Here is a 22,418-nt window from a genome sequence, read left to right on the forward strand (position 1 = left end):
TTTTTGACCGAAATTGGCGCGCTCTACCGGATGTCAGATGGGCTTTCGGCGAAACCATTGCCGAGAAAATGGGTCATGATGGCAGTTCCTGGGGATGCGCCGGTCTGGCTGATCTTTGTGCTGCGGTGGTCCGGGGTGCCCCGTTTTTCACCTGCCCGAACATGGAAGCTGCCCGTGTGAATGTCCCCCTCCAGTCCGGTTTGCTTGCCCTGCACAGCAACCGCACCGAAACGCTTTCCGACACCGTATTCGCTTGGCTCCGCCAACGCCCTCTGGCGCCGCTGGAAGAAGAGGTCGTGCTGGTGCAAAGCAATGGCATGGCCGAGTGGTTCAAGATGGCATTGGCCCGCAGTGGGGGGGTTTGCGCAGCCACCCGGGTGGAGCTGCCCTCGCGATTTCTGTGGCGCACTTACCGACAGGTGCTGGGGCGCGAGCAGGTTCCTGCCCAGTCGCCCGTGGACAAGACGGCGCTCACCTGGCGCCTGATGCGCCATTTGCCCGGCTTGCTGGCGCAGCCCGGATTCGAGCCCGTGGCGGGGTTCCTGCGTTCGGGCGAGCCCGAGCGCCTGCTGCAGCTGGCCGCCCGCCTGGCCGACCTGTTTGACCAGTATCAGGTGTACCGTCCCGACTGGCTGGAAGCTTGGGGGGGGGGGCGCGACGTGCTGGCCGCGCCGGGGCGTGCTGACCTGGCCCTGCCGCCCGACCAGCGTTGGCAACCCATGCTCTGGCGCGCGGTGCTGGACACGCTGCAGGAGCGCGAGCGCAGTGCCATCCGACCCCACATCCACCAGCGTGCGCTGGGCGTTTTGGAAGGGGGCGGCCCGCTGGCGATGCCTGTGGCGCGGCGCATCGTGCTGTTTGGCATGGCGCATGTGCCCTTGCCGGTGCTCCAGACCCTCGCCGCCCTGGCCGCTCACAGCCAGGTCTTGCTGGCCATCCCCAACCCCTGCCGTTTCCATTGGGCCGACACCCTGGACGGGCGCGACTTGCTGCGCATGGAGCGCCGGCGCCAGCCCTTGCGCGGCGGGCGTGATCTGGCGGCCGTGCCGCTTGAACAGATGCATGTCCATGCCCACCCGCTGCTGGCCGCCTGGGGCCACCAGGGCCGTGATTTCGTGCGCCAGCTTGACACGTTCGACGACGCCCAGCAGGCGCAGGAGCGCTTTGCCCTGCCGCGCATCGACCTGTTTGACGAGAGCGAAGAGGCACCGGATGCCCCTTTGCTCGCCCAGGTCCAGAACCGCATCCGCGATCTGGTGCCTTTGGCCGAGCACCCGGTCCGCGACGTCGACCCGGCCGACGTCTCCATCGTCTTTCATGTGGCCCACAGTGCGCTGCGCGAAGTCGAGGTATTGCACGACCAGCTGCTGCAATGGCTGGCAGTGCCGCCGGGCGGGGCGCCCTTGCAGCCGCGCGATGTGGTCGTGATGGTGCCCGATATCGAGACCATGGCGCCTGCCATCCGCGCGGTTTTTGGCCAGTATGGGCGCCACGATGCGCGCTACATTCCGTTTGACATCACCGACCTCGGCGCGCGTGCCAGCAGTCCTCTGGTGGGCGCGCTGGACTGGCTGCTGCGCCTGCCCGGTCAACGCTGCAGGCTCAGCGAACTGCGCGACCTGCTGGAGGTGCCCGCCGTCGCAGCGCGCCTGGGCGTGTCGGCCGAAGCGCAGGTGCGCCTGGCCCAATGGATGGTCGGCGCGGGCATTCGCTGGGGCCTGAACGAAGACCAACGCACCGATCTGGACCTGGCCGCGTGTGGTGCGCAGAACACGGGCGAATTTGGCCTGCAGCGCATGCTGCTCGGCTACACCAGTGGCAGCGTGGGCTTTGCCGGCATCGAGCCGTATGGCGAAGTGGGGGGGCTGGAGGCCGAGCTGGCCGGAGCGCTGGCGAGCTTGCTCTGGCGCCTCGAGCAGTGGCGCGCCCAGGCGCGCACACCGGCCCCACCCGCGCAATGGGCGCAGCGCTGCCGCGCCCTGGTGGCCGGTCTGGCGCAAGCAACCGACGAGCTGGACCGCCAGACCCTCGATGCGCTCGACGCCGCCATGACCCGCTGGCAAGACGCCTGTGCGCAGGCCGGCTTCACCGACGCGGTACCGCTGCCGGTGGTGCGACAGGCCTGGATGGACACGCTCGAAGAGCCGCTGCTCCAGCAGCGGTTTCGCGCCGGCGGCGTGACTTTCTGCACCCTGATGCCGATGCGCGCCATTCCCTTCGAGGTGATCTGCCTGCTGGGCATGAACGATGGCGACTACCCGCGCCGTGCGCCGCGCAGCGACTTTGACCTGATGGGACTGCCCGGCCAGGCGCGCGCGGGCGACCGCTCGCGCCAGAGCGACGACCGGCAGCTGATGCTCGAAGCGCTGCTGTCCGCACGGCGCGTGCTGTACCTCAGCTGGACCGGGCGCAGCGTGCGTGACAACAGCGTGCAGCCACCGTCGGTGCTGGTGTCGCAGCTGCGCGATTACCTGGCCGCCGGCTGGAGTGGCGATGTGCTGGCGCAGCGCACCACCGAGCACCCGCTGCAGCCCTTCAGCCGACGCTACTTCGAAGGCCGCGACGGCCTGTGGACCCATGCCCGCGAGTGGCGCTCCGCGCATGCCGTGCCCGCGCTGGCCGAGAGCGCGCACAGCGGTCCAGAGGAGGGCGGCGCGGCAAGTGCACTGGCGCTGGTGTCTGCGGCCCCGCACGGCATCCCCGTGCCGCTTTCGGTGAAACAGCTGGCGCGTTTTCTGCGCCACCCGGTCAAGACCTTTTTTGCGGAACGCCTGCGCGTGGTGTTCGATGCCGCCGAAGAGGACCGTGCGGACGACGAGTCCTTCGGCATCGGCGGTCTCGAGGAGTACGGTGTGGTGCGCGCGCTGGTCGACGGCGTGCTGGCCGACATGGCACAGGGACCGCCGGGTCGTGAGGGCGTCGATGTGGCCGCCCTGGTCGAAGTGCGCTTGGAGCGCCTGCGCCGCGCCGGGCGCTTGCCCCTGGGAGGGTTTGCCGAGCGCGCACAGCGCCAGATGGCCGACGTGCTGCTGCCGCTGCTGCGGGCATGGCAGGCCGCACAGGCACTGCACTCCGAGCCCGTGGCACGCCAGCCGCTGCGCTGGGCGCCGCAGGATGGCACCGGTGCCGCGATCGAGGACTGGCTGGATCCGCTGCGTTCAGGCGCGGACGGCCTGCCCGTGTGGCTGGAACTCACCCCCTCGCGCCTGCTGCAGGACGCCCGCCAAGGCACGGCGCGCGCCGATGCGCTGCTCGTGCCTTGGGTGCGCAGCCTGGCTGCTGCCGCCAGCGGCGTCGCCGTGCACGGCCTGCTGGTGGGGCGCGATGCCACGCTGCACCTGCCGCCATTGGACGGCGGGGAGGCCCGTGCCACGCTCGGCGCTTTGCTGGACGTCTGGCGCGACGGCATGCAGGAACCGCTGCCGCTGTCCCTGCGCACCGGCTTGGCGCTCGCGACAGGCGGCGATCCCGCCCTGGTGTATGGCGGCAGTTTCCAGCGCGAGGGCGAGGGGATCGAACCCTGCCTGGCGCGCGTCTACCCCGACTTCGAGGCGCTCACCGACGATGGCCGTTTCGAGGGGCTCGCGCACGCCGTGTACGGGCCGCTGGCGCACTGGGCCGCCACCGGCGTGCGGGCCGTGCCCCACGCCCCTGCCACCGGCCCCACCGAAGGGGCCACCGCATGAGCGCTGCAGCGACCGCGCCGCAGGGGGGCGACAGCACCGCCCTGCAGGCCCTCGATTTTCCGTTGTGGGGCAGCCGTTTGATCGAGGCCAGCGCCGGCACCGGCAAGACCTGGACCATTGCCTCGCTCTACCTGCGCCTGGTGCTGGGCCATGGCGAGGGCAGCGCCTTTGCCCGGCCGCTGCGTCCGGCGGAGATCCTGGTCATGACGTTCACGCGAGCGGCCACGCGCGAGCTGTCCGACCGCATCCGTGCGCGCCTGCTCGAAGCCGCACAGTGCTTTCGCGGCGAAGCCGAGCTGCCGGCCAGCGACGATTTTCTGGCCGCGCTGCGGGCGTCCTACCCCGACGGGCCGCTGCGCGCCAGCGCCGCCTGGCGCCTGGCCATGGCCGCCGAAGGCATGGACGACGCGGCCATCCACACCATCGATGCCTGGTGCCAGCGCATGCTGCGCGAACACGCGTTCGACAGCGGCAGCCTGTTCGACGAAGAGCTGGCGGCCGACGAGCGCGCCGTGCAGACCGAGGCCGCGCAGGACTACTGGCGCCAGCAGTGCTACCCGCTGCGCGGCGACACGCTCGATGCCGTGCTCATGGTCTGGGGCGGCGTGGAGGCGTTGGTCGCCGACATGCGCAGCCTGGCCGCGCAGGCGCTGCCTGCCGGCGCGGGCGAGGGCACGCTGGGCGATGCCGTGCAGCGCGTCCAGCGCGAGCGCCGCAGCGCCCTCGCGGCCCTCCAGCAGGGCTGGGCCGAACGGGCGCAGGCCATGCAGCAGTGGCTGGATGGACAGACGGCGCCCAAGGTCTGTGACTGGAACCGCACCAAACTCAAACCCGCCAACTACACCAAATGGCTGGAGCAACTGGCTGCCTGGGCGCGCAGTCCGGAGCCCGGTCTGCTGGAACTCACCGCAGCGGCGCAAAGTCGCCTAAGCCCCGAAGGCCTGCTGGATTCGCGCAAAGACGGCGCGCCCCCCATCGCCTTGCCCGACCATTTCCAGGCCTTTGCCGATCTGCTCGCTGCGCTGCAGGCCCTGCCCGATCCGGCGGTGGCGCTGCGCCTGCACGCCGCTGCCTGCGTGCAGGCGCGCATGGCCCTGCTCAAGAAGCAAAGCGGCACCTTCGGTTTCGCCGACATGCTGCAGCGCCTCGACCAGGCCCTGGCCGGGCCGAACGGCGAGCGCCTGCGCGCGCGCATGACCGCGCAGTACCCGGTGGCGCTGATCGACGAGTTCCAGGACACTTCGCCGCTGCAGTACCGCATCTTCGACCGGCTCTACCGCACGTCCGCCAACGACCCCGGGACCGCGCTGCTCTTGATTGGCGACCCCAAGCAGTCGATCTACGGCTTTCGCGGCGCCGACATCTATAGTTACCTGGCCGCGCGCCGCGCCACCGCCGGGCGGCACTATGTGCTGGGCACCAACCACCGCTCCACCGAGGCCCTGGTGCGCGCCGTCAACCACGCTTTTGCGTGCGCCGAGGCGCGTGCGGGCGAGGGCGCGTTCCTGTTCCGCGGCAGCGCGCAGGCCGACAACCCCTTGCCCTTCTTGCCGGTGCAGGCGCGCGGCCGTGCCGAGCAATTCCAGAGCGCCGACGGACCCGTGCCTGCGCTGTGCGTGCAGCACGACCTTGAGCTGCGCAGCGGCGCGCAGCACCTGCGCCTGTTCGCCGCGCTGTGCGCCGAGCGCATCGCCACCTGGCTCAACGACGCGCAGGCCGGTTTTGCGCAGGCGGGACAGCCCTTGCAGCGCCTGCGCCCGGCCGATATCGCCGTGCTGGTGCGCACCGGCAGCGAGGCCGAGGCCGTGCGGCGCGAGCTGCGCCGGCGCGGCGTGGCCTCGGTCTACCTGTCCGACAAGGACTCGGTGTTCGCGAGCGACGAGGCGCGCGACCTGCTGCACTGGCTGCAGGCGGTCGCCGCGCCGCTCGATGTGCGCCGCGTGCGCGCCGGCCTCGCGACGCGCACCGTGGGCCTGTCGCTGCCCGAGTTGGCGCAGCTGGCCGATGACGACGAGGCCTTCGACGCGCGCAGCGAGCAACTGCGCGCGCTGCACGCCGTGTGGCAGACGCAGGGCGTGCTGACCATGCTGCGCCAGAGCCTGCACCAGCTCGGCCTGCCCGCGCGCTGGCTGGCCGAGCCCGGCGGCGAACGGCGCCTGACCAACTTCCTGCACCTGGCCGAGCTGCTGGCCGAGGCCAGCGCCCAGCTCGAGGGCGAGCAGGCACTGATCCGCTGGCTGGGCCAGCAGATGCAGGAGGGCGCCGGCAGCGGCGACGAGCAGATCGTGCGCCTGGAGAGCGATGCCGACCTGGTCAAGGTGGTCACCGTGCACAAGAGCAAGGGGCTCGAATACCCCGTGGTCTGCCTGCCATTTGCCTGCCGCTACCGCGCGGTCACGCGCCAACGCACGGCGTTTGTCAATCTGGCCGATGCGCAGGGCGAGCGGGCGTTGTACCTGCAGCTGAGCGAACAGCTGCTGGCGCAGGCCGACCACGAACGCCAGCGCGAAGACCTGCGCCTGCTCTACGTGGCGCTGACGCGCGCGCGCCATGCGCTGTGGCTGGGCTTTGCCGCGCTCAAGGTGGGCCAGGGCGCGCAGTGCAGCACCCACCGCAGCGCCACCGGCTACCTCGTTGGCGGCCCTGGGGCGCGGGATGCGGCCGACTGGCTGGCACCGCTGCAGGCACTGGCGCAGGGCCCCGGCATCGCCTTGCAGGCCGCCGCGCACACCAGCTCCCACGAGGTGCCGCGCACGCGGCTGGCGCCACGCGGCGCGCCCGCGGCGCTGCACGAGCAGCCGCCCTATGCGGCCGAGTTCGACCGGCGCTGGGGCATTGGCAGCTTCTCGCAGCTGGTGCGCGGCGTGGGCCTGGCGGCCACCCCGGCGTTTACCTTGGACACGCCGCGCGCGGCCGACGACGAACGCGCCTTCGGGGGCGCAGATGCCGCACTGGACATGCCTCGGCCCGTCGTCGCGGCGGGTGCGCCGCCCGGCGCGGCACCGGTCTGGCACCGTTTCGCCCGCGGCGCCGTGGCCGGCAACTTTCTGCACGACCAGCTCGAATGGCTGGCCGGCGAAGGCTTTGCGCTGGACACTGAGCCAGCGCTGGCCGATCGCCTGCGCTGGCGCTGCGAGCGTGCCGGCCGCGGCGGCGAGGCCGATGCCGTGGTGCAGTGGCTGACGGCCGTGCTGCGCACGCCGCTGGCGGGCGTGGGCGTGCCGCTGCAGACGCTCGCGCAGACGCTGCCCGAGATGGAGTTCTGGCTGCCCGTGGACCGCCTGCACGCCGCCGAGGTCGATGCCCTGTGCCAACAGCACCTGCTGGCCGGGGTGGCGCGCGCACCGCTGCCCGAGCGCGCGCTGCACGGCATGCTCATGGGGTTTGCCGACCTGGTGTTCGAGCACGGCGGGCGCTACTGGGTGCTGGACTACAAGTCCAATTACCTGGGCGAGGGCGCCAGTGCTTACCACGACGGCGCCCTCGCCAGCGCCATGGCCGCGCACCGCTACGACGTTCAGGCCGCCCTCTACCTGCTCGCGCTGCACCGCCTGCTGCGCGAGCGGCTGGGCGCGGGTTACGAGCCCGCGCGCCAGCTCGGCGGCGCGCTCTTTTTGTTCCTGCGCGGCATCGACGGTCCCGCGCAGGGCGTGTACACGGTGGCGCCGTCGCTGGCGCTGCTGGATGGGCTGGATGCGCTGCTGCAGCGCGAGGAGCACCGCGCATGAACGCCCGCAAGGACCCTTTTTCCCTGCCTTTGTTTGCCGAGTGGGAAACCGCCGCCGCGCCCGCGCCGGCCCCGGCCGCCACGGCGCCCGACACCCTCGACACCCTGCGCCAATGGAGCGACGCGGGCTGGCTGCGCCAGCTCGACAGCGCCCTGGCCGCGTTCATCGCCGACCTCGATCCGCAGGCCCCGCCCGCGCTGCTCGTGGCCACGGCGCTGCTCGCGCACATGGAGGGCCGGGGCCACAGCTGCCTGCCGCTGGCACCGCTGGTGGCGCACCCGGGGGCGGTGCTGGGCTGGCCCGCCGAGGCGCAGGACGCCCTGGCGGCCCTGTGGGCCGGCCTGCCAGAGCGCCTGGCGGACTGGCGTGCCGCCCTGCGCGGCAGCCCCGTGGTGTGGGCCGGCGGCCCGGACACCGACACCGGCCAGCCACTGGTGCTCAGCGGCACTGCCAGCGCCCCGCGGCTGTACCTGCGCCGCTACTGGGGCTACGAGCGTGCCGTGGCGCAGCAGATCCTCGAGCGCACCGCCACGCCCCTGGCGGTCGATGCGGCGGCGGTGCGGGGCTGGCTCGACCGGCTTTTTGCCCCGGCCGCCGCCACGGGCAGCGTGCCCGGGGGGGCCGGCGCCGTGGACTGGCAAAAACTCGCCTGCGCCATGGCGCTGCGCGGGCGCCTGTCGGTCATCACCGGCGGCCCGGGCACCGGCAAGACCTACACCGCCGCGCGCCTGCTGGCGCTGCTGTTTGCCGTCGATGCCGAGCCCGAGCGCCTGCGCGTGGCGCTGGCCGCGCCCACCGGCAAGGCCGCAGCGCGCCTCAAGCAGGCGATCGACGCCGCGCTGGCCGAACTGCACGCGCGCGTGGGCGCCGAGCTCGATCTGCCTGCGCTCACGCAGCGCATGGGCGCCGCGCGCACGCTGCATGCGCTGCTGGGCGCGCGCCCGGACACGCGCGAGTTCCGCCACCACGCGGCCCAGCCGCTGGACGTGGATGTGCTCATCGTCGACGAAGCGTCGATGGTGCATCTCGAAATGATGGCCGCGCTGCTGGCCGCGCTGCCGCCGTCGGCGCGCGTGGTGTTCCTCGGCGACAAGGACCAGCTCGCCTCGGTCGAGGCCGGCGCGGTGCTCGGCGACCTGTGCCGCGATGCGCAGGCCGGCCGCTACAGCGAAGAAAGCGCCTGCTACGCCCTGGCCGCTGCGGGCGAGGCGCTGCCCGCGACGTACTTGGACGACACCGGCACCCCGCCGCCACTGGCCCAGCACACCGTGATGCTGCGCGAGAGCCGGCGCTTCGGCGGCCCGATCGGGCAGCTGGCACTGGCCGTGAACGCGGGCGACGTCGAGGTGGCGCGCCACTGCCTGGCGCACGACGCGAGCGGCACCCTGCGGCACCTCGAAGGCGTTGCGCCTGCCGCCGTCTGGCAGCTGGCCGTGCAGGGCCGCAGCGGCGCCGCCAGCTACCGCGCCTACTTGGAGCAACTGGCCCAGCGCCCTGCGTGCGCCGATGCCGCGGCGCACGCGGACTGGGTCCAAGCCGTGCTGGCCGCGTTCGAGCGCTTTCGCCTGCTGTGCGCCGTGCGCGAGGGCGAGTGGGGCGCCGCCGGGCTCAACCGCGCGGTCGAAGCGGTGCTGCAGGCCACCGGCCTGCTGGCCCCGCGCGGCGAGTGGTACGCCGGCCGCCCGGTCATGGTGACGCGCAACGACCCGGCGCTGGGCGTGTTCAACGGCGACATCGGCATCGCGCTGCCCGCCGCCGCGCGCCCGGCCCACGAGGCCGGGGCCGCGCCGGGCCTGCGCGTGTACTTTGCCGACGGGCCGCAGCTGCGTTCGGTCGGCGTCGGGCGGCTCGCGCATGTGGAGACGGCGTTTGCCATGACGGTGCACAAGAGCCAGGGCTCCGAGTTCGAGCACACCGTGCTGGTGTTGCCGCCGCACGCCGGCGCCGTGCTCAGCCGCGAGTTGGTCTACACCGGCATCACGCGCGCGCGCCAGGCATTCACGCTGGTGTCGGCGCAGCCGGGCCTGCTGGCCGCGGCGGTGCAGCAACGCACGCAGCGCGCCAGCGGCCTGCAGGACTGGCTCGCGCACGGCCTGGGCGCGTCCTGAACAGAAGGGGCAGCGGCATGGCCGGGGCCCGCCAAGGACATTGGACCGGCGGCGTCCGCAGGCTCCTACAATCGGCCCCCATGCAAACCCTGCGCCGCATCCGCGCTCTCGCCTGCTGCCTGCTGGCGTGGTTTGCCTTGTCCCTCGGGGTGGCCACGGCGTCGCCCTTCGTCAACCCGCAGGCTATGGAGCTGGTCTGCTCGGGCGCCGGCGAGGTCAAGCTCATCGTGCACACCGACGGCGGCGCGCAAGAGCAGCGCGGCCCCATGCTCGACTGCCCGCTGTGCGCCCACCTCGGCGGCGGGGCCCCGCCGCCCGCGCAGGTGCGCCTGCCGGCGCCGCAGCCGCTGGCGCATGCGCTGCGGCCGATTCCCTCTGCGCACATCGCTGCGCGCACCGCCGCGCCGCTGCCGCCGCGCGGGCCTCCGCTTGTCTCCTGAATTGATATCAAAACCATAGCTGCTTGCCCAATGTGGGTAAGCGCTAGCGGTATTTTTGACTGGATTTCAGGAGTTTCCGAATGCGCAGAACCTGCGTTGCCTTGGGCGTGGCCGTCGCCGTGCCCGTCGGCCTGTCCGCCCAGGCGCAGACCCCCGGCGCCCCGGCCAAAGAACTGGGCGTCGTCACCGTCACGGGCGGCCAGCCCACCTCGCTGCCGACGCAGATCCCCACCACCATGGAGGGCATCACGCGCGAGCAGATCGCGCAGAGCATCAACGCCACCGACAGCGAAGACGCGCTCAAATACTTTCCCAGCCTGCTGGTGCGCAAGCGCTACATCGGCGACTACAACCACGCCATCCTGTCGAGCCGCGCCTCGGGCACCGGCAACAGCGCGCGCTCGGCCGTGTACGCCGATGGCATCCTGCTGTCCAACTACCTGGGCAATGGCGTCGGCGGGCTGTCCTTTCCCCCGCGCTGGGGCCTGGTCACGCCCGAGGAGATCGAGCGCGTCGACGTGATGTACGGCCCGTTCTCGGCCGCCTACCCCGGCAACTCGGTGGGCGCGGTGGTGGACTACGTGACGCGCATGCCGACCCGCTTCGAGGCCCATGGCAAGGTGGGCCATGTGTCGCAGCCGTTCGCGCTCTATGGCACCGACACCACGCTGCGCACCTGGCAGGCCAGCACCTCGGTGGGCAACCGGCACGGCGACTGGGCCTGGTTCCTGAACTTCCACCACACCGACAGCGAAGGCCAGCCGCTCACCTTTGCCACCCGCCTGGTGGCCAGCGGCACGCCCGGCGCGGCGGGCCAGCCGGTCACGGGCGCAGTGCCCGGCAGCAACAACGCCGGGGCGCCCTGGCTCGTCCTCGGCAGCGGCACCGCCTACCGCACGCGGCAGGACCACATCAAGGCCAAAGTGGCCTACGACGTCTCGCCCACGCTGCGCGCGGCCTACACCTTCGGCCTGTGGCAGAACCGGTCCGAAGGGCGCCCGATGTCGTACCTGCGCAATGCCGCAGGCCAGCCGGTCAACAGCGGCGCGATCAACATCGACGGCCGCAGCTACGCCGCGCTCACCGCCGCCGACTTCGCGCTGACGAACGAAACCCTCATGCACACCATCCACGGCCTGTCGGTCAAGAGCCACACCCAGGGCGTCTTCGACTGGGAGGTGGCCGCCAGCCTCTACGACTACGGCAAGGATTTGAAGCGCCAGAACGGCGCGGCCAATACGCTGCCCGCGGCGGCGCTGGGCGGCCCCGGCACCGTGGCCGACGGCAGCGGTACGGGCTGGACCACCCTGGCGCTCAAGGGCACCTGGCGGCCGGATGGAGTCAAGGGCGCGCACACCGTGGACTTCGGCTTCCAGCAGGACAGCTACCGTCTCGCCTACCTCACCTCCGACATTGCTGGCAACTGGAGCCAGGACGCCGCGGGCGCGCTGGCCAGCGCGGTGGGCGGCAGGACCCGCCTGCACAGCCTGTACGCGCAAGACGCCTGGGCCTTTGCGCCACGCTGGAAGGCGGTGCTGGGCGCGCGGGCCGAGCACTGGAGTGCGTTCAGCGGCAGCACGCGCATTCCGGGCGCGCTGCCAGCGGTCGACACCCAGTGGCCGCAGCGCGCCGAGACGCATGTCTCGCCCAAGGCCGCGCTGTCCTGGCAGTGGCGGGCGGACACGGTGCTCAAGGGGTCCGCCGGGCGCGCGGTGCGCTTCCCGACGGTGGGCGAGCTCTACGGCGCGACCTCTACCGCGAACGCGCAGTACCTCAACGACCCGAACCTGCGGCCCGAAAAATCCTGGACCCACGAACTGAGCGCCGAAAAAGACCTGGGCAGCGGCCTGCTGCGCCTCACGTTCTTTGCCGAGGACACGCGCGACGCGCTCTATGCGCAGACCACGCTCGACCCGGTGGCCCAACGCAATGTCAGCCGCGTGCAGAACGTGGGCCGCATTCAGACGCAGGGGCTGGAGCTGGCCTACAACGGCGCCGACGTGCTAAAGCGCGGGCTGGACCTGAGCGGCAGCGTGACCTATGCCGATTCGGTCATCCGCGAGAACGCCGGCTTTGCCGTGCGCCCCGGCGACACCGTCGGCAAGCGCCAGCCCAACGTCGCCCGGTGGCGCGCCACGGCGCTGGCCAGCTACCGCTGGAACGCCGAGTGGAGCACCTCGGTCGGCGCGCGCTACAGCGGCCCGCAGTTCCGCACGCTGGACAACAGCGACGTCAACGGCTTCACCTACATGGGCGTGAGCCGGTTCTTCACGGTGGACCTGCGCGCCCGCTACCAGGTCAGCCATAGCGTGTCGGCCGCTTTGGGCGTCGACAACGCCAACAACTACCAGTTCTGGAACTTCCACCCCTATCCGCAGCGCAGCTACGTCGCGGAACTCAAAATCGACCTCTGAAAGAACCCATGAAAAATATCAAAACCATAGCTGTCAGCGCTTTGCTGGTAAGCGTTTCAGGACTTTTTCATGCTGCAAACGCGCACATCACACTGGAGTACCAGGTGGCCAACGCGGGCAGCACCTACAAGGCTACGTTCCGCGTCGGGCACGGCTGCGGCGCGTCGCCGACGCGCGAAATCACCGTCACCGTGCCGCCCGGTGTGGAGGGCGCCAAGCCCATGCCAAAGCCCGGCTGGACGATCGCCATCGAGCGCGAAAAGCTCGCCCAGCCGCGCACCGACCACGGCAAGAGCGTCCCCGACGAGGTGCGCCGCATCCGCTGGAGCGCCAACACGGCGGCTGATGCGCTGCCGGGCCATTTCTACGACGAATTCACGCTGCAGGCGCGCCTGCCCGGGCAGGCCGGCATGCTGTACTGGCCCGTGGCCCAGGTGTGCGAAAAGGGCCGCATGGACTGGACCGAAGTGCCCGCTGCGGGCCAGAACCCGCACGACCTCCAAGCCCCCGCCGCCGCGCTGGAATTGCTGCCCGCCAGCGGCGGCCACGCGCATTGATTTTGTTTTTACTTGAGGAGTTCACCATGGCATTTCCACGTTTCACCGCCCCCTGGCTGCTGGCCGCCACCCTGCTGGCCGGTGCCGCCCAGGTCCAAAGCGCCGCGCCCGTCGCTGTCGAAGGCGCCTGGGCCCGCGCCAGCGTGCAGGGCCAGAAGGCCACGGGCGCTTTCATGCGCCTGACGGCGCCCCAGGCCACGCGCCTGGTGCGCATTGAGACGCCCGTGGCCGGCGTGGCCGAAGTGCACGAGATGAAGATGGAAGGCGACGTGATGAAAATGCGCGCCCTGCCGGGACTGGACCTGCCCGCGGGCCAGGCCGTCGAGCTCAAGCCCGGCGGCTACCACGTCATGCTGATGGACTTGAAGGCCCCGCTGGCCAAGGGCGCCAGCGTGCCGCTGACCCTGGTGTTCCAGGACGCCCAGGGCGCGCAGAGCCAGCAGCAGGTGCAGCTGCCCGTGGACACCCGGGCGCCCGGTGCGCCGCAGGGGGCGCATGGCGGGCACGCCGCGCCAGCGCACAAGCACTGAGCCGGCCGCACCGCGCGGGCCCGTGCAAACAGCCCACGGCAGCGTCGCATTCGGGTAAGCTGTCAGAACCTTGACACCACCCAGCGGAGCGGCCATGAGCGATACAACCCCCTTCGGTTTCGGCAAATTCGTGCCGGGCTTCGACTTCCTGCAAAACCTCGCCAAGGGCGCCTCGGGCCACATCCCGAAGCTGCCCAGCCTGTCGAACTGGGTGGCCCCGACGATCAGCGTCGACGAGCTGGAAAAGCGCGTCGACGAGCTCAAGGCCGTGCAGTTCTGGCTCGAGCAGAACTCGCGCGCGCTGACGGCCACCATCCAGGCGCTGGAAGTGCAGAAGATGACCCTGGCCACGCTGCAGGGCATGAATTTCAGCATGGGCGACCTGGCCAATGCCTTCACGCCCAAGGCGGCCGACACCGCCGCAGGCAGCGCGGCCAAGGCCAGCGGGGCCCCGGCGGCCGCGCGCCCGTCCGAGGCGCCAGCAGCCTCTGGCAAGGACGACAAGGCCGACGGCGGCGCGAGCAAGGCGGGCAGCCCCGGCGTGATCGACCCGCTGCAATGGTGGGGCGCGCTCACCCAGCAGTTCCAGCAGATCGCCGCCAGCGCCCTCAAAGACACCGCGGCGCAGAAGACGGCCATCGGCGCCACCCAGAACCTGGCCAAGGACGCCTTCAAGACCGCGACCGACATGGCCAGCCAGATGGCCGCGCAAGGCGTGCAAAGCCTGCAGGACGCCGCGCGCCTGGCGACCACCGCCAAGCCGGTCGCGGCCAAGAAGGCCGCCGCCCCCAAGACGGTGCCTGCCCAAACCGCGGCGCGCGCAGCGCCGGCCAAATCCCCCGCCGCCGCCAAGAAGGCCCCGGCGCGGCGCGCCGCATCGAAATCGGCGCGCTGAGACACGCCAGCGAGGCTTGCCGCTGCCGCGGCAAGGCACCCATGAAACTGTTCCCCACCGGCCACGCCACGCACCCGCAGTGGCGCACGGCCGCCGATCTCGTGCTGGCGCAGCTGCGCGCGCAGATGGCGCGGCCGGATTACGCGCGGGCGCCCACGCTGGGCATCCTCTACATCAACGACCACTGCGCCGACGACGCCCAGGCGCTGCTGGACCACCTGAGCGCCGAGCTGCCCGGCGTGACCGACTGGAGCGGCACCGTCGGCGTGGGCGTGTGCGCCAACAACGCCGAATACTTCGACGCGCCAGCGCTGGCCGTGATGCTGCTCGACATTCCCTGCGAACAGTACCGCGTCTTCTCGGGCGTGGCGCCGCTGCCGCGCGCACCGACCAGCGGCTTCGTGGCGCACACCGCGCTGGTGCATGCCGACGGCCGCACCCCCGACGTGGCCGAGCTGATCGCCGAGATGGCCGAGCGCACCACCAGCGGCAGCGTGTTTGGCGGCCTGGCCGCCAGCCGCCGCGCCAGCGTGCAGTTTGCCGTGGGCGGCAGCGGCAACCTGGCCGGCCATGGCGCCGCTGGCGGTGTGTTCGATGGCGGTCTTTCGGGCGTGGCCTTCGATGCGCGCGTGCCGCTGCTCACGCGCATCACGCAGGGCTGCCAGCCCCTGGGGCCGGCGCGGCGCATCACCGCCGCGCAGGACAACGTGGTGCTGGCACTCGACGGCGAGCCGGCGCTCGACGTGCTGCTGCGCACGCTCGACGTGACCTTGGGGGGCGACCTGCAGCCCGCCGTGCAGCGCGTGCGCGCCACACTCGCCGGCCTGATGGACGAGCATGCCGGCCCCGGCGCACCCGTGGCCGAACACACCGGCCACTTTGGCACCGAAACACGCGTGCGCCACATCGTCGGCCTCGACGGTGCGCGCCATGGCGTGGCGCTGGCCACGCAGGTCCAGCCCGGCATGCGACTGGCGTTCTGCCAGCGCCACCCCGAGGCGGCGCGGGCCGACCTGGTGCGCATCTGCACCGAACTGCGCGAAGAGCTGGCGCCCGAGGAGTCCGAGCCCGCAGCCTTTGTCGCCCTGGCCGCCCAAGGCGCTCCGTCTCCGAGCGGTGCCGCCACGCCGCGCGCGGGCCGGCGCATCGCGGGGGCCCTCTATGTGAGCTGCTCGGGGCGGGGCGGGGCGTATTTCGGGGCGCCGGGGGCCGAGCTGCAGACCGTGCGCCATGCGCTGGGCGACGTGCCGCTGGTCGGCTTCTTTGCCGGCGGCGAGATCGCCCACCACCATCTGTATGGCTACACCGGCGTGCTGACGGTGTTCACCGAGGCCGCCTAGGGCGGGCCGCGCCCCACGCCACTGCGGCGCCGGGCGTTCAGCCGCCGTCGGTGGGCAGGCCCTCGGCGTCCCACTCGGGCAGGCCGCCGCGCAGCCAGTAGACGGCCTTAAAGCCCTTGCCGGCCGCCACCTTGGCCGCCTTGTACGACTTCCAGCATTCCGCCCCATTGCAGGCAAAGACCACGGGCGTCTCGGGCGTCAGCCGGGCCACGCGCGCAAGCGCCGCGAAGTCGTCCTGCGCGGCGTCGAAGGCCACGTCCTTGAGGCTTTTCTCGACGTACGCCGCGTGCACCGCGCCGCGGATGCGGCGGTCCTTGAATTCCTTGTCGGTGCGCGTGTCCACCACCAGCGCACCGCGGGACTGCAGTTGCAGCGCTTCCTTGGCGGTGATGCGCTGCACGCCCGGCAGCTCGGCGGGTGTGAACAGGCCCAGCTCCGCCAGGCGCTGGTATTCCGAGGCCGAGGGCTGCACGGCCACCGGCGCCAGGCCGGACTTGGGCGGCGGCGCGCCAAACCACTGCGCGAGCCGGGCCCGCACCTCGAGCGGCAGGTTTTTGCGCACGGCGATGGAGAGCCCGCCCGGCACCGGCTGCGAGCGGCCCAGGACGCGCGCCACACCGGGGTGCGCCTGGGACCAGGGCGCCCAGTCGTCGGCATGCACCACGGTGGCATCGGCCATGCCCAGCACCAGGGCCGTGAGGCCGGCCTGGGGGTATTTTTCGTGCTGCACCGCCTTGAGGTCCTTGAACGACAGACCGGCCTCGTTGAGCATGCCGCGCGCCAGGTAGGTGTAGACCGAGTCCTGCTGCGGCAGGTACAGCCGGCGGCCCTTGAGGGCGGCGGTCGTCGCCACCTGCGCCGCGCCGACCAGCAGGTACTGGTCCGACTTCTGCGTGGCACCGACCAGCTCATAGCCGCGCTGCAGCGCCGAGGCCGCCACCTGCGGCGGGGCGATGAAGATGTCGTAGCCGGCGCTGCGCGTGGCGCGCATGACGTTGGCCAGGTCGTCGCTGGTGCTGACCACCACCGGCTGCGCCGCGGCTTGTGACAGGCCCGACTCCAGCGCACTGCGCAAGATGGTGTGCGCGCTCTTCTGGGCGGTGGGCTCGACCGCCACGATGGCGCCCAGTTCGGCATGGGCGAGCGCGCTGGCCAGGCACAAGGCCAGGCCGGTCAAGAGCCACTGTGGGACATGGTGCATGGGGTTCCCTCCTGGTGTGGAGCGCATCTTAGTGGAGCGCACACCGCACACGGGGGTCTTGCCGATCAGCGGCACGTTGCGCGGCGTGGCCGGGCGCAGGCCGCTCCAGGACTGCGCTTGCGGGGCACCGCCCGCGCCCGGAAACTGCTGGTTTGGCGCTCGCAGCCCAGGGCGCCCAGAGGCGCGGTCGGGCCGCTCCACCGAAAACGAGCGTGCGCAGGTTTCATGCGTCTTTTGGGCTCTGGCGCTTGCGGGGTAAGTGTTGCAAGCTATGAAATTCAGAGCGCATTCTTGAGCGTGCCGCGGCGCCTTGCCGCGCTGCCGCTCCCCCGCGCTCTGCGGCGCCGATCCGAGGGTTGCGGGCCGCAATCCCCCAAGCAAATGCCGCGGCACCTGGCCGCGGCATGGGAGGGGTGCGGTGGCGCGTGCGCCGCGGTCTCAGTGGCGGCGTGGGTTGTCGGGGCGGCTGTCGTAGCGGTTGGGCACGCCGTCGCCGTCACGGTCCCAGCCGCCACCGCGCATCTGCCATTTGCCGTTGTGCTGCGCCCACTGCGGCTGGCGGTAGTGGTAGCCGGGGCGCGCCTTGACCCAGTGGCCCGGGGCCCACACATGGCGGTTGCCGCGCCACTCCCAGTGGCCGGCCACCCACACCTGGCCGCGGCGCGGGCGCGGCATCGCTTCACGGCGCGGCGGCGGCGGCGCGGGCAGGTAGACCGGTTGGCCCTGCGCATAGACCGGTTGGCCCGACTGGATCACGACGGTGGCGTGCGGGGCGGCCTGCGCGGGCGCCAGGGCAAACAGCGACAGCAGCGTGAGGGAAGTGGCAGCGAAGGTGGTGCGGACCATGTTGTTCTCCTGAAAAGCGTTCCTTGCGGAAGCGGGAACTTGATGGTGGCGGCGCTGCGTCAAGTGCCGGTTCCTGCCATGCAAAGTCATGTGAAGCTGTGTTTCAGCGCCGCAGCACCCAGGGCGCGGGTTCCGCCGCCGCGCAGGCCGTGCAGGGCACAATCCGGCGGCGCCTGCGGGCGCACGACACACAGGAGCATTCCATGGGCCACGAACCCGCCGGCGCCGGGCACGCGCACCCCAACCAGTTCGCGCTGTTGCGCCAGCGCCGCTTTGCGCCGTTTTTCTGGACCCAGTTCTCGGGCGCGGCCAACGACAACCTGTTCAAGTTCGCGTTCACGGTGATGGTGACCTACCAGCTCAGCGTGTCGTGGCTGCCGCCCGCCCTGGCGGGGCTGGTGATCGGTGCGCTGTTCATCCTGCCGTTCCTGCTGTTTTCGGCAACGGCCGGGCAGCTGGCCGACAAATACGACAAGGCGCGCACGGTCCGCTTCGTCAAGAACCTAGAGGTCGCGATCATGCTCGTGGCGGCCGCCGGCTTCATCGCAGGCCAGGTGCCGGTGCTGCTGCTGTGCACCTTCCTGATGGGCGTGCATTCCACGCTGTTCGGACCGGTCAAGTTCGCCCTGCTGCCGCAGGTGCTCGGCGAGCGCGAACTCACGGGCGGCAACGGCATGGTCGAGATGGGCACCTTCGTCGCCATCCTGCTCGGCAACGTGGCGGGCGGCCTGCTGGTCGCACTGCCGGAGGATGTGCTGATAGGGGGCCACGCCATGGTGGCCGTGGCCTGCGTGCTGGCGGCGCTGGCCGGGCGGGCCGTGGCGCAGTGCATTCCTGCGGCGCCCGCCACCGACCCGGAACTCACGGTCAACTGGAACCCTTTCACGGAAACCTGGCGCAACCTGCAGCTGGCACGCGGCAACCCGGTGGTGTTCCGCTCGCTGCTGGGCATCAGCTGGATGTGGTTCTTCGGCGCCGTGTTCCTGAGCCAGTTCCCGAGCTTTGCCAAGGAGGTGCTGCACGGCAACGAGCAGGTCGCCTCGCTCCTGCTGGTGGTGTTCTCGGTCGGCATCGGCACCGGCTCGCTGCTGTGCGAGGTGCTGGGCCGCCGCCATGTCGAGATCGGCTTGGTGCCGCTGGGCGCGATCGGCATGAGCGTGTTCGCCACCGACCTGTACTTTGCCGCGCGCGGCCTGCCGGCGGCCGACCTCATGGGCCTGGCCGCGTTCGTGTCGCAGCCCGTGCACTGGCGCGTGATGGCGGACCTGGCGCTGCTGAGCCTGTTCGCGGGCCTCTACAGCGTGCCGATGTATGCGCTGATCCAGCTGCGCAGCGCGCCCACGCACCGCGCGCGCACCATTGCCGCCAACAACATCCTCAATGCGCTGTTCATGATCGCCAGCGCGCTCATCGCCGGCGCGCTGCTGGGCGCGGGCTTCACGGTGCCGCAGGTGTTTTTGTTCACGGCGATCGCCAACGCGGTGGTGGCGGGCTACATCTTCTGGCTGGTGCCCGAGTACCTGCTGCGCTTCATCGCCTGGGGGGCCTCGCGCTTCGTCTACCGCTTCAAGGTGCACGGCGACGAGCACATTCCGACGGCCGGGGCGGCCGTGCTGGTCTGCAACCACGTGAGCTTTGTCGACGCCGTGCTGCTCATGGCGGCGAGCCCGCGCCCCATCTGCTTTCTGATGGACCACCGCATCTTCCGCGTGCCCGTGCTGGGCAGATTGTTCCGCCTGGCGCGGGCGATTCCGATCGCGCCGCAAAAGGAGGACGCCGCCGCCTACGAGGCCGCTTTCGAGCGCGCCGCCCAGGTGCTGCGGGACGGCGACCTGCTTGCCATCTTTCCCGAAGGCGGCATCACGCACGACGGCAGCCTGCAGCCGTTCCAGGGCGGCATCGTGAAGATCCTCGCGCGGGCGCAGGCCGAGGGCATCGAGGTGCCCGTGGTCCCGATGGCGCTGACGAACCTGTGGGGCTCGTGCTTCAGCCGCATCGAACGCGGCGGCGCCATGGTGCGGCCGTTTCGGCGCGGGCTGTTCAACCCCGTGGGGCTGAACGTGGGCAGCGCGCTGCCTGCCGCCCAGGTCACGCCCGAGGCGCTGCGCGAGAAGGTCGCTGCGCTGCTGGCCCAGCGCATTGCAAAATAGCGGAGAAACAGTCTCTAGCGCTTGGTACATAAGCGCAAGCAGCTATCAATTCAAGAGTTCAACCGAAGGAAACGCCATGAGCAAATCGCTGCGCCTGTCCGAAAAATGGTTCCGCCGCGGCCTGTGGCTGGTGGCGCTGGTGTTCGCCAGCTTCCTGATCGGCCTGGGCGGCACGGTGGTGGGCGACCTGCCCCGCGTCGAGACCCCGCTGCAGCTCGACGACTTCCTCGACCGCCCGGCCGCCGAGGCGCTGCGCGCCCAGGTCCGCGCGGCGCGCCAGGCCGAGCAGGACGCCCAGAGCGCGCTCGAGCAGGCGCAGCTGCAGCGCGGCAAGGCGCGCAGCGAAAGCCAGGCCGAACGCGAAACCTTCAACAACTGGCTGGCCGCGCGCAGCGTGACGCAGCGCGCCGAGCACGACCCCGAGGTGCTGGCGCGCACGCAGGCGCTCGATTTGCTCAAGCAGGCCGAGCGCCAGACCCAGCAGGCCGTCGAGGTGCAGCAGCAGGCGGCGCTCGATGCGCGCCAGTCCGCCACGGCAGCGCGCCAAGGTCTCGAACGCCTCGAAGCCGAAGGGGCCAAGAAACTGGCCGCCGAGCGCCGCCGGGTCGAGCTGCGCGTGTTCCTCTACCGTCTGGCGCTCACGCTGCCGCTGCTGGCGCTGGCGGGCTGGCTGTTCGTGAAGCAGCGCAAGGGCACCTGGTGGCCCTTCGTCTGGGGCTTCATCTTCTTCGCGCTGTTCGCTTTCTTCGTCGAGCTCGTGCCCTACCTGCCGAGCTACGGCGGCTATGTGCGCTATGCGGTCGGTATCGTGCTCACGGCGCTGGTCGGGCGCTATGCGATCCTGGCGCTGAACCGCTACCTGGAGCGCCAGAAGCAGGCCGAGGCGCTGCCCGATCAGCAGCGCCGCAAGGAACTCGGCTACGACGTCGCGCTGGCGCGCCTGGCCAAGGGCGTGTGCCCGGGCTGCGAGCGCCCGGTGGACCTCAAAGACGCCACGATCGACTTCTGCCCGCACTGCGGCATCGGCCTGTTCGACCGCTGCGGCGAGTGCAGCACGCGCAAGAGCGCTTTTGCCAGGTTCTGCCATGCCTGCGGCACGTCGAGCCGACAGACGGCACCCGAGCCTGCCACCGGCGCGTGATACAAAGGCTGGCGGCATTCAAGGGTCCGCCCCGGGGGCCGCGGTCACAGCAACGTCAACGTCACTCGGGGAGCACTCATGGGCTTTTTTTCCAAAATTTTCTCCAAGATTTTCCCGTCGGCCAACGCTGCCGAGGTCGTGGCCGCGCCACCGGCGCCGGCACCGGCCGCCGCAAGTGCCCCTGCTCGTGCAGCACCTGCGGCACCGGCGTCCATCGCGCTGGGTGACGTGGCACCCATCCTGGACGCCATGCCGGGTGCCAATGCACTCAACTGGCGCACCTCCATCATCGACCTGCTCAAGCTGCTGGGCCTGGACAGCAGCCTGGCCGCGCGCAAGGAGCTGGCCGGCGAGCTGCACTACAGCGGCAGCGACGAGCCCGGCTCGGCCGCCTGGAACACCTGGCTGCACAAGCAGGTGATGCGCAGCATCGCCGCCAATGGCGGCACACTGCCGCCCGAGCTGCGCGACTGATCCGCACCGCCGCGCGCCGCAGGCACCTGCCGTCCCGCATGGCAGGTGCCTTTTCTTCGGGGCACGAGGGCGTGGTCCGGACGCTGGCCGCGCGATCAGAAGCGGCTGCCTACGGACAGCCGCCAGGCGTCGACCGGGGTGAAGTTGGTGTTCGGGTCCCAGGCCAGGCGCACGAACCAGTTTGGCCAGTCGTAGGTGGCGGAGAGTCCCCAGCGCCGAATGCGTTCGTTTTCCACCAGGCCGGTCTTGTAGAGCGCGTCCAGGGTGAGGCGCTCGCCCTCTGCCAGCGGCTGGCGCCACGTGAAGTGCAGGTGCCGCTGGTCCGGGTTCTGCCGGTTGTCGCGCACCAGCTGGACCATGAACAGCTGGCTGTCGGTCCTGCGGTGGCCCGCCAACAGCGTGTAGGCGTCATTGGGGTCGAAGTTCAGGTTCCAGTAGGGACGCAGATTGGTGCGCCCCAGCCCGGCGCCGACAAACCACGGATCGCCGGTTTCCACCTGCACGCTGCCGCCGACAAACCCTCCGCTGGCGAACTGGATCGAGGGGCTGAAGCGCACCGCAGTGCCGTAGTTGTGGTCCCAGCCGGCGCGCCACTGGGTCGTGTTCTGGCTGGCCAGTCGGAAGTAGCCGATCCAGACGTTGCCAAGGTCGGAGCTGTGGCGCAGGTTCACGTCCCAGCCCGTGGCGTGGTCGGAAAAGCGGTACAGGCCGGCGGTGAGCTTGTAAGCCGGAGGCGCCGTGGCCGGTGCATCGGCGGCGGGTTCTGGCGCACCGGCCCGGACCACGCCGGTGGCGACCAGCAGGAACACGGCGCTGGCGAGATCGAGGGGCTTCATCGCTGGTGTCCGGAGGGTGGCGGTGGCGCCATGGTAGGCGGAATAAGGCTTGCCGAGCGCCCCCGGGGTGCC

Annotated in this window: 15 protein-coding genes; 12 read left to right on the plus strand and 3 right to left on the minus strand. The window is 71.2% G+C overall.

The genetic code is table 11. The annotated features are described in order from the left end of the window. Positions 1 to 176 precede the first annotated feature (176 nt). The 9 genes from recC (at position 177) to B2J89_RS10835 (ending at position 15,698) form a co-directional block, all read left to right on the plus strand. Positions 177 to 3,686 carry an exodeoxyribonuclease V subunit gamma gene (gene recC, locus B2J89_RS10795; RefSeq protein ID WP_169169084.1) on the plus strand — a complete coding sequence of 1,170 codons (3,510 nt, stop codon included), beginning with the start codon at positions 177 to 179 and terminating at the stop codon, positions 3,684 to 3,686. Further along, a complete protein-coding gene (gene recB, locus B2J89_RS10800) occupies positions 3,683 to 7,414 on the plus strand; it encodes an exodeoxyribonuclease V subunit beta (RefSeq protein WP_169169085.1) in 3,732 nt (1,243 codons plus the stop codon). The genes recC and recB overlap by 4 nt, the downstream gene beginning before the upstream one ends. Continuing rightward, positions 7,411 to 9,522: an exodeoxyribonuclease V subunit alpha gene (recD, locus tag B2J89_RS10805; RefSeq protein WP_169169086.1), complete on the plus strand. Its 2,112-nt coding sequence runs from the start codon at positions 7,411 to 7,413 to the stop codon at positions 9,520 to 9,522. The genes recB and recD overlap by 4 nt, the downstream gene beginning before the upstream one ends. An 80-nt stretch (positions 9,523 to 9,602) precedes the next feature. After that, positions 9,603 to 9,962, plus strand: a complete 360-nt coding sequence (locus tag B2J89_RS10810) for a DUF2946 family protein (protein WP_169169087.1) — start codon at positions 9,603 to 9,605, stop codon at positions 9,960 to 9,962. A gap of 80 nt (positions 9,963 to 10,042) precedes the next feature. Beyond that, the gene (locus B2J89_RS10815; protein ID WP_169169088.1) at positions 10,043 to 12,376 is read left to right on the plus strand and encodes a TonB-dependent receptor; all 2,334 of its coding nucleotides are present in this window, start codon (positions 10,043 to 10,045) and stop codon (positions 12,374 to 12,376) included. An 8-nt stretch (positions 12,377 to 12,384) separates the two neighbouring features. Further along, complete coding sequence (locus B2J89_RS10820; RefSeq protein WP_169169089.1) at positions 12,385 to 12,933, plus strand: YcnI family protein; 549 nt, start codon at positions 12,385 to 12,387, stop codon at positions 12,931 to 12,933. Between the two features lie 26 nt (positions 12,934 to 12,959). Continuing rightward, complete coding sequence (locus B2J89_RS10825) at positions 12,960 to 13,463, plus strand: copper chaperone PCu(A)C (protein WP_169169090.1); 504 nt, start codon at positions 12,960 to 12,962, stop codon at positions 13,461 to 13,463. Positions 13,464 to 13,557: 94 nt separating this feature from the next. Further along, on the plus strand, positions 13,558 to 14,358 hold the full coding sequence (locus B2J89_RS10830; RefSeq protein WP_169169091.1) for a PhaM family polyhydroxyalkanoate granule multifunctional regulatory protein: 801 nt from the start codon (positions 13,558 to 13,560) through the stop codon (positions 14,356 to 14,358). Positions 14,359 to 14,399: 41 nt separating this feature from the next. Continuing rightward, a complete protein-coding gene (locus B2J89_RS10835; protein WP_169169092.1) occupies positions 14,400 to 15,698 on the plus strand; it encodes an FIST N-terminal domain-containing protein in 1,299 nt (432 codons plus the stop codon). 37 nt (positions 15,699 to 15,735) lie between these two features. Here the strand turns inward: B2J89_RS10835 and B2J89_RS10840 are convergent, their stop codons facing one another. Both B2J89_RS10840 and B2J89_RS10845 read right to left on the minus strand, forming a co-directional pair. After that, on the minus strand, positions 15,736 to 16,899 hold the full coding sequence (locus B2J89_RS10840; RefSeq protein WP_169169122.1) for a rhodanese-like domain-containing protein: 1,164 nt from the start codon (positions 16,897 to 16,899) through the stop codon (positions 15,736 to 15,738). 438 nt (positions 16,900 to 17,337) lie between these two features. Further along, positions 17,338 to 17,745 (minus strand): YXWGXW repeat-containing protein, encoded by a 408-nt coding sequence (locus tag B2J89_RS10845; RefSeq protein WP_169169093.1) that lies wholly within the window; start codon positions 17,743 to 17,745, stop codon positions 17,338 to 17,340. A 203-nt stretch (positions 17,746 to 17,948) separates the two neighbouring features. Between B2J89_RS10845 and B2J89_RS10850 the strand changes: the two genes are divergently transcribed. The 3 genes from B2J89_RS10850 to B2J89_RS10860 all read left to right on the plus strand — a co-directional run bounded on the left by B2J89_RS10850 (position 17,949) and on the right by B2J89_RS10860 (position 21,510). Beyond that, positions 17,949 to 19,895, plus strand: a complete 1,947-nt coding sequence (locus B2J89_RS10850; protein WP_169169094.1) for an MFS transporter — start codon at positions 17,949 to 17,951, stop codon at positions 19,893 to 19,895. Between the two features lie 76 nt (positions 19,896 to 19,971). Then, positions 19,972 to 21,036 (plus strand): zinc ribbon domain-containing protein, encoded by a 1,065-nt coding sequence (locus B2J89_RS10855; protein ID WP_169169095.1) that lies wholly within the window; start codon positions 19,972 to 19,974, stop codon positions 21,034 to 21,036. A 78-nt stretch (positions 21,037 to 21,114) separates the two neighbouring features. Continuing rightward, positions 21,115 to 21,510 (plus strand): DUF3597 domain-containing protein, encoded by a 396-nt coding sequence (locus B2J89_RS10860; protein WP_169169096.1) that lies wholly within the window; start codon positions 21,115 to 21,117, stop codon positions 21,508 to 21,510. Positions 21,511 to 21,605: 95 nt separating this feature from the next. On the opposite strand, the gene B2J89_RS10865 is transcribed toward B2J89_RS10860, so the two are convergent. Next, positions 21,606 to 22,346 (minus strand): hypothetical protein, encoded by a 741-nt coding sequence (locus B2J89_RS10865; protein WP_169169097.1) that lies wholly within the window; start codon positions 22,344 to 22,346, stop codon positions 21,606 to 21,608. Positions 22,347 to 22,418 lie beyond the last annotated feature (72 nt).

The sequence above is a fragment of the Acidovorax sp. SRB_24 genome (assembly GCF_012931925.1).

Excerpts from the sequence above, each read along its gene's own strand:
- B2J89_RS10815 (WP_169169088.1), top strand. The coding sequence starts at position 10,043 with ATGCGCAGAACCTGCGTTGCCTTGGGCGTGGCCGTCGCCGTGCCCGTC.
- B2J89_RS10855 (WP_169169095.1), top strand. The coding sequence starts at position 19,972 with ATGAGCAAATCGCTGCGCCTGTCCGAAAAATGGTTCCGCCGCGGCCTG.
- B2J89_RS10840 (WP_169169122.1), bottom strand. The coding sequence starts at position 16,899 with ATGCACCATGTCCCACAGTGGCTCTTGACCGGCCTGGCCTTGTGCCTG.
- B2J89_RS10835 (WP_169169092.1), top strand. The coding sequence starts at position 14,400 with ATGAAACTGTTCCCCACCGGCCACGCCACGCACCCGCAGTGGCGCACG.
- B2J89_RS10860 (WP_169169096.1), top strand. The coding sequence starts at position 21,115 with ATGGGCTTTTTTTCCAAAATTTTCTCCAAGATTTTCCCGTCGGCCAAC.
- recD (WP_169169086.1), top strand. The coding sequence starts at position 7,411 with ATGAACGCCCGCAAGGACCCTTTTTCCCTGCCTTTGTTTGCCGAGTGG.
- B2J89_RS10850 (WP_169169094.1), top strand. The coding sequence starts at position 17,949 with ATGGGCCACGAACCCGCCGGCGCCGGGCACGCGCACCCCAACCAGTTC.
- B2J89_RS10865 (WP_169169097.1), bottom strand. The coding sequence starts at position 22,346 with ATGAAGCCCCTCGATCTCGCCAGCGCCGTGTTCCTGCTGGTCGCCACC.
- recB (WP_169169085.1), top strand. The coding sequence starts at position 3,683 with ATGAGCGCTGCAGCGACCGCGCCGCAGGGGGGCGACAGCACCGCCCTG.
- B2J89_RS10820 (WP_169169089.1), top strand. The coding sequence starts at position 12,385 with ATGAAAAATATCAAAACCATAGCTGTCAGCGCTTTGCTGGTAAGCGTT.
- B2J89_RS10830 (WP_169169091.1), top strand. The coding sequence starts at position 13,558 with ATGAGCGATACAACCCCCTTCGGTTTCGGCAAATTCGTGCCGGGCTTC.
- B2J89_RS10845 (WP_169169093.1), bottom strand. The coding sequence starts at position 17,745 with ATGGTCCGCACCACCTTCGCTGCCACTTCCCTCACGCTGCTGTCGCTG.
- B2J89_RS10810 (WP_169169087.1), top strand. The coding sequence starts at position 9,603 with ATGCAAACCCTGCGCCGCATCCGCGCTCTCGCCTGCTGCCTGCTGGCG.
- B2J89_RS10825 (WP_169169090.1), top strand. The coding sequence starts at position 12,960 with ATGGCATTTCCACGTTTCACCGCCCCCTGGCTGCTGGCCGCCACCCTG.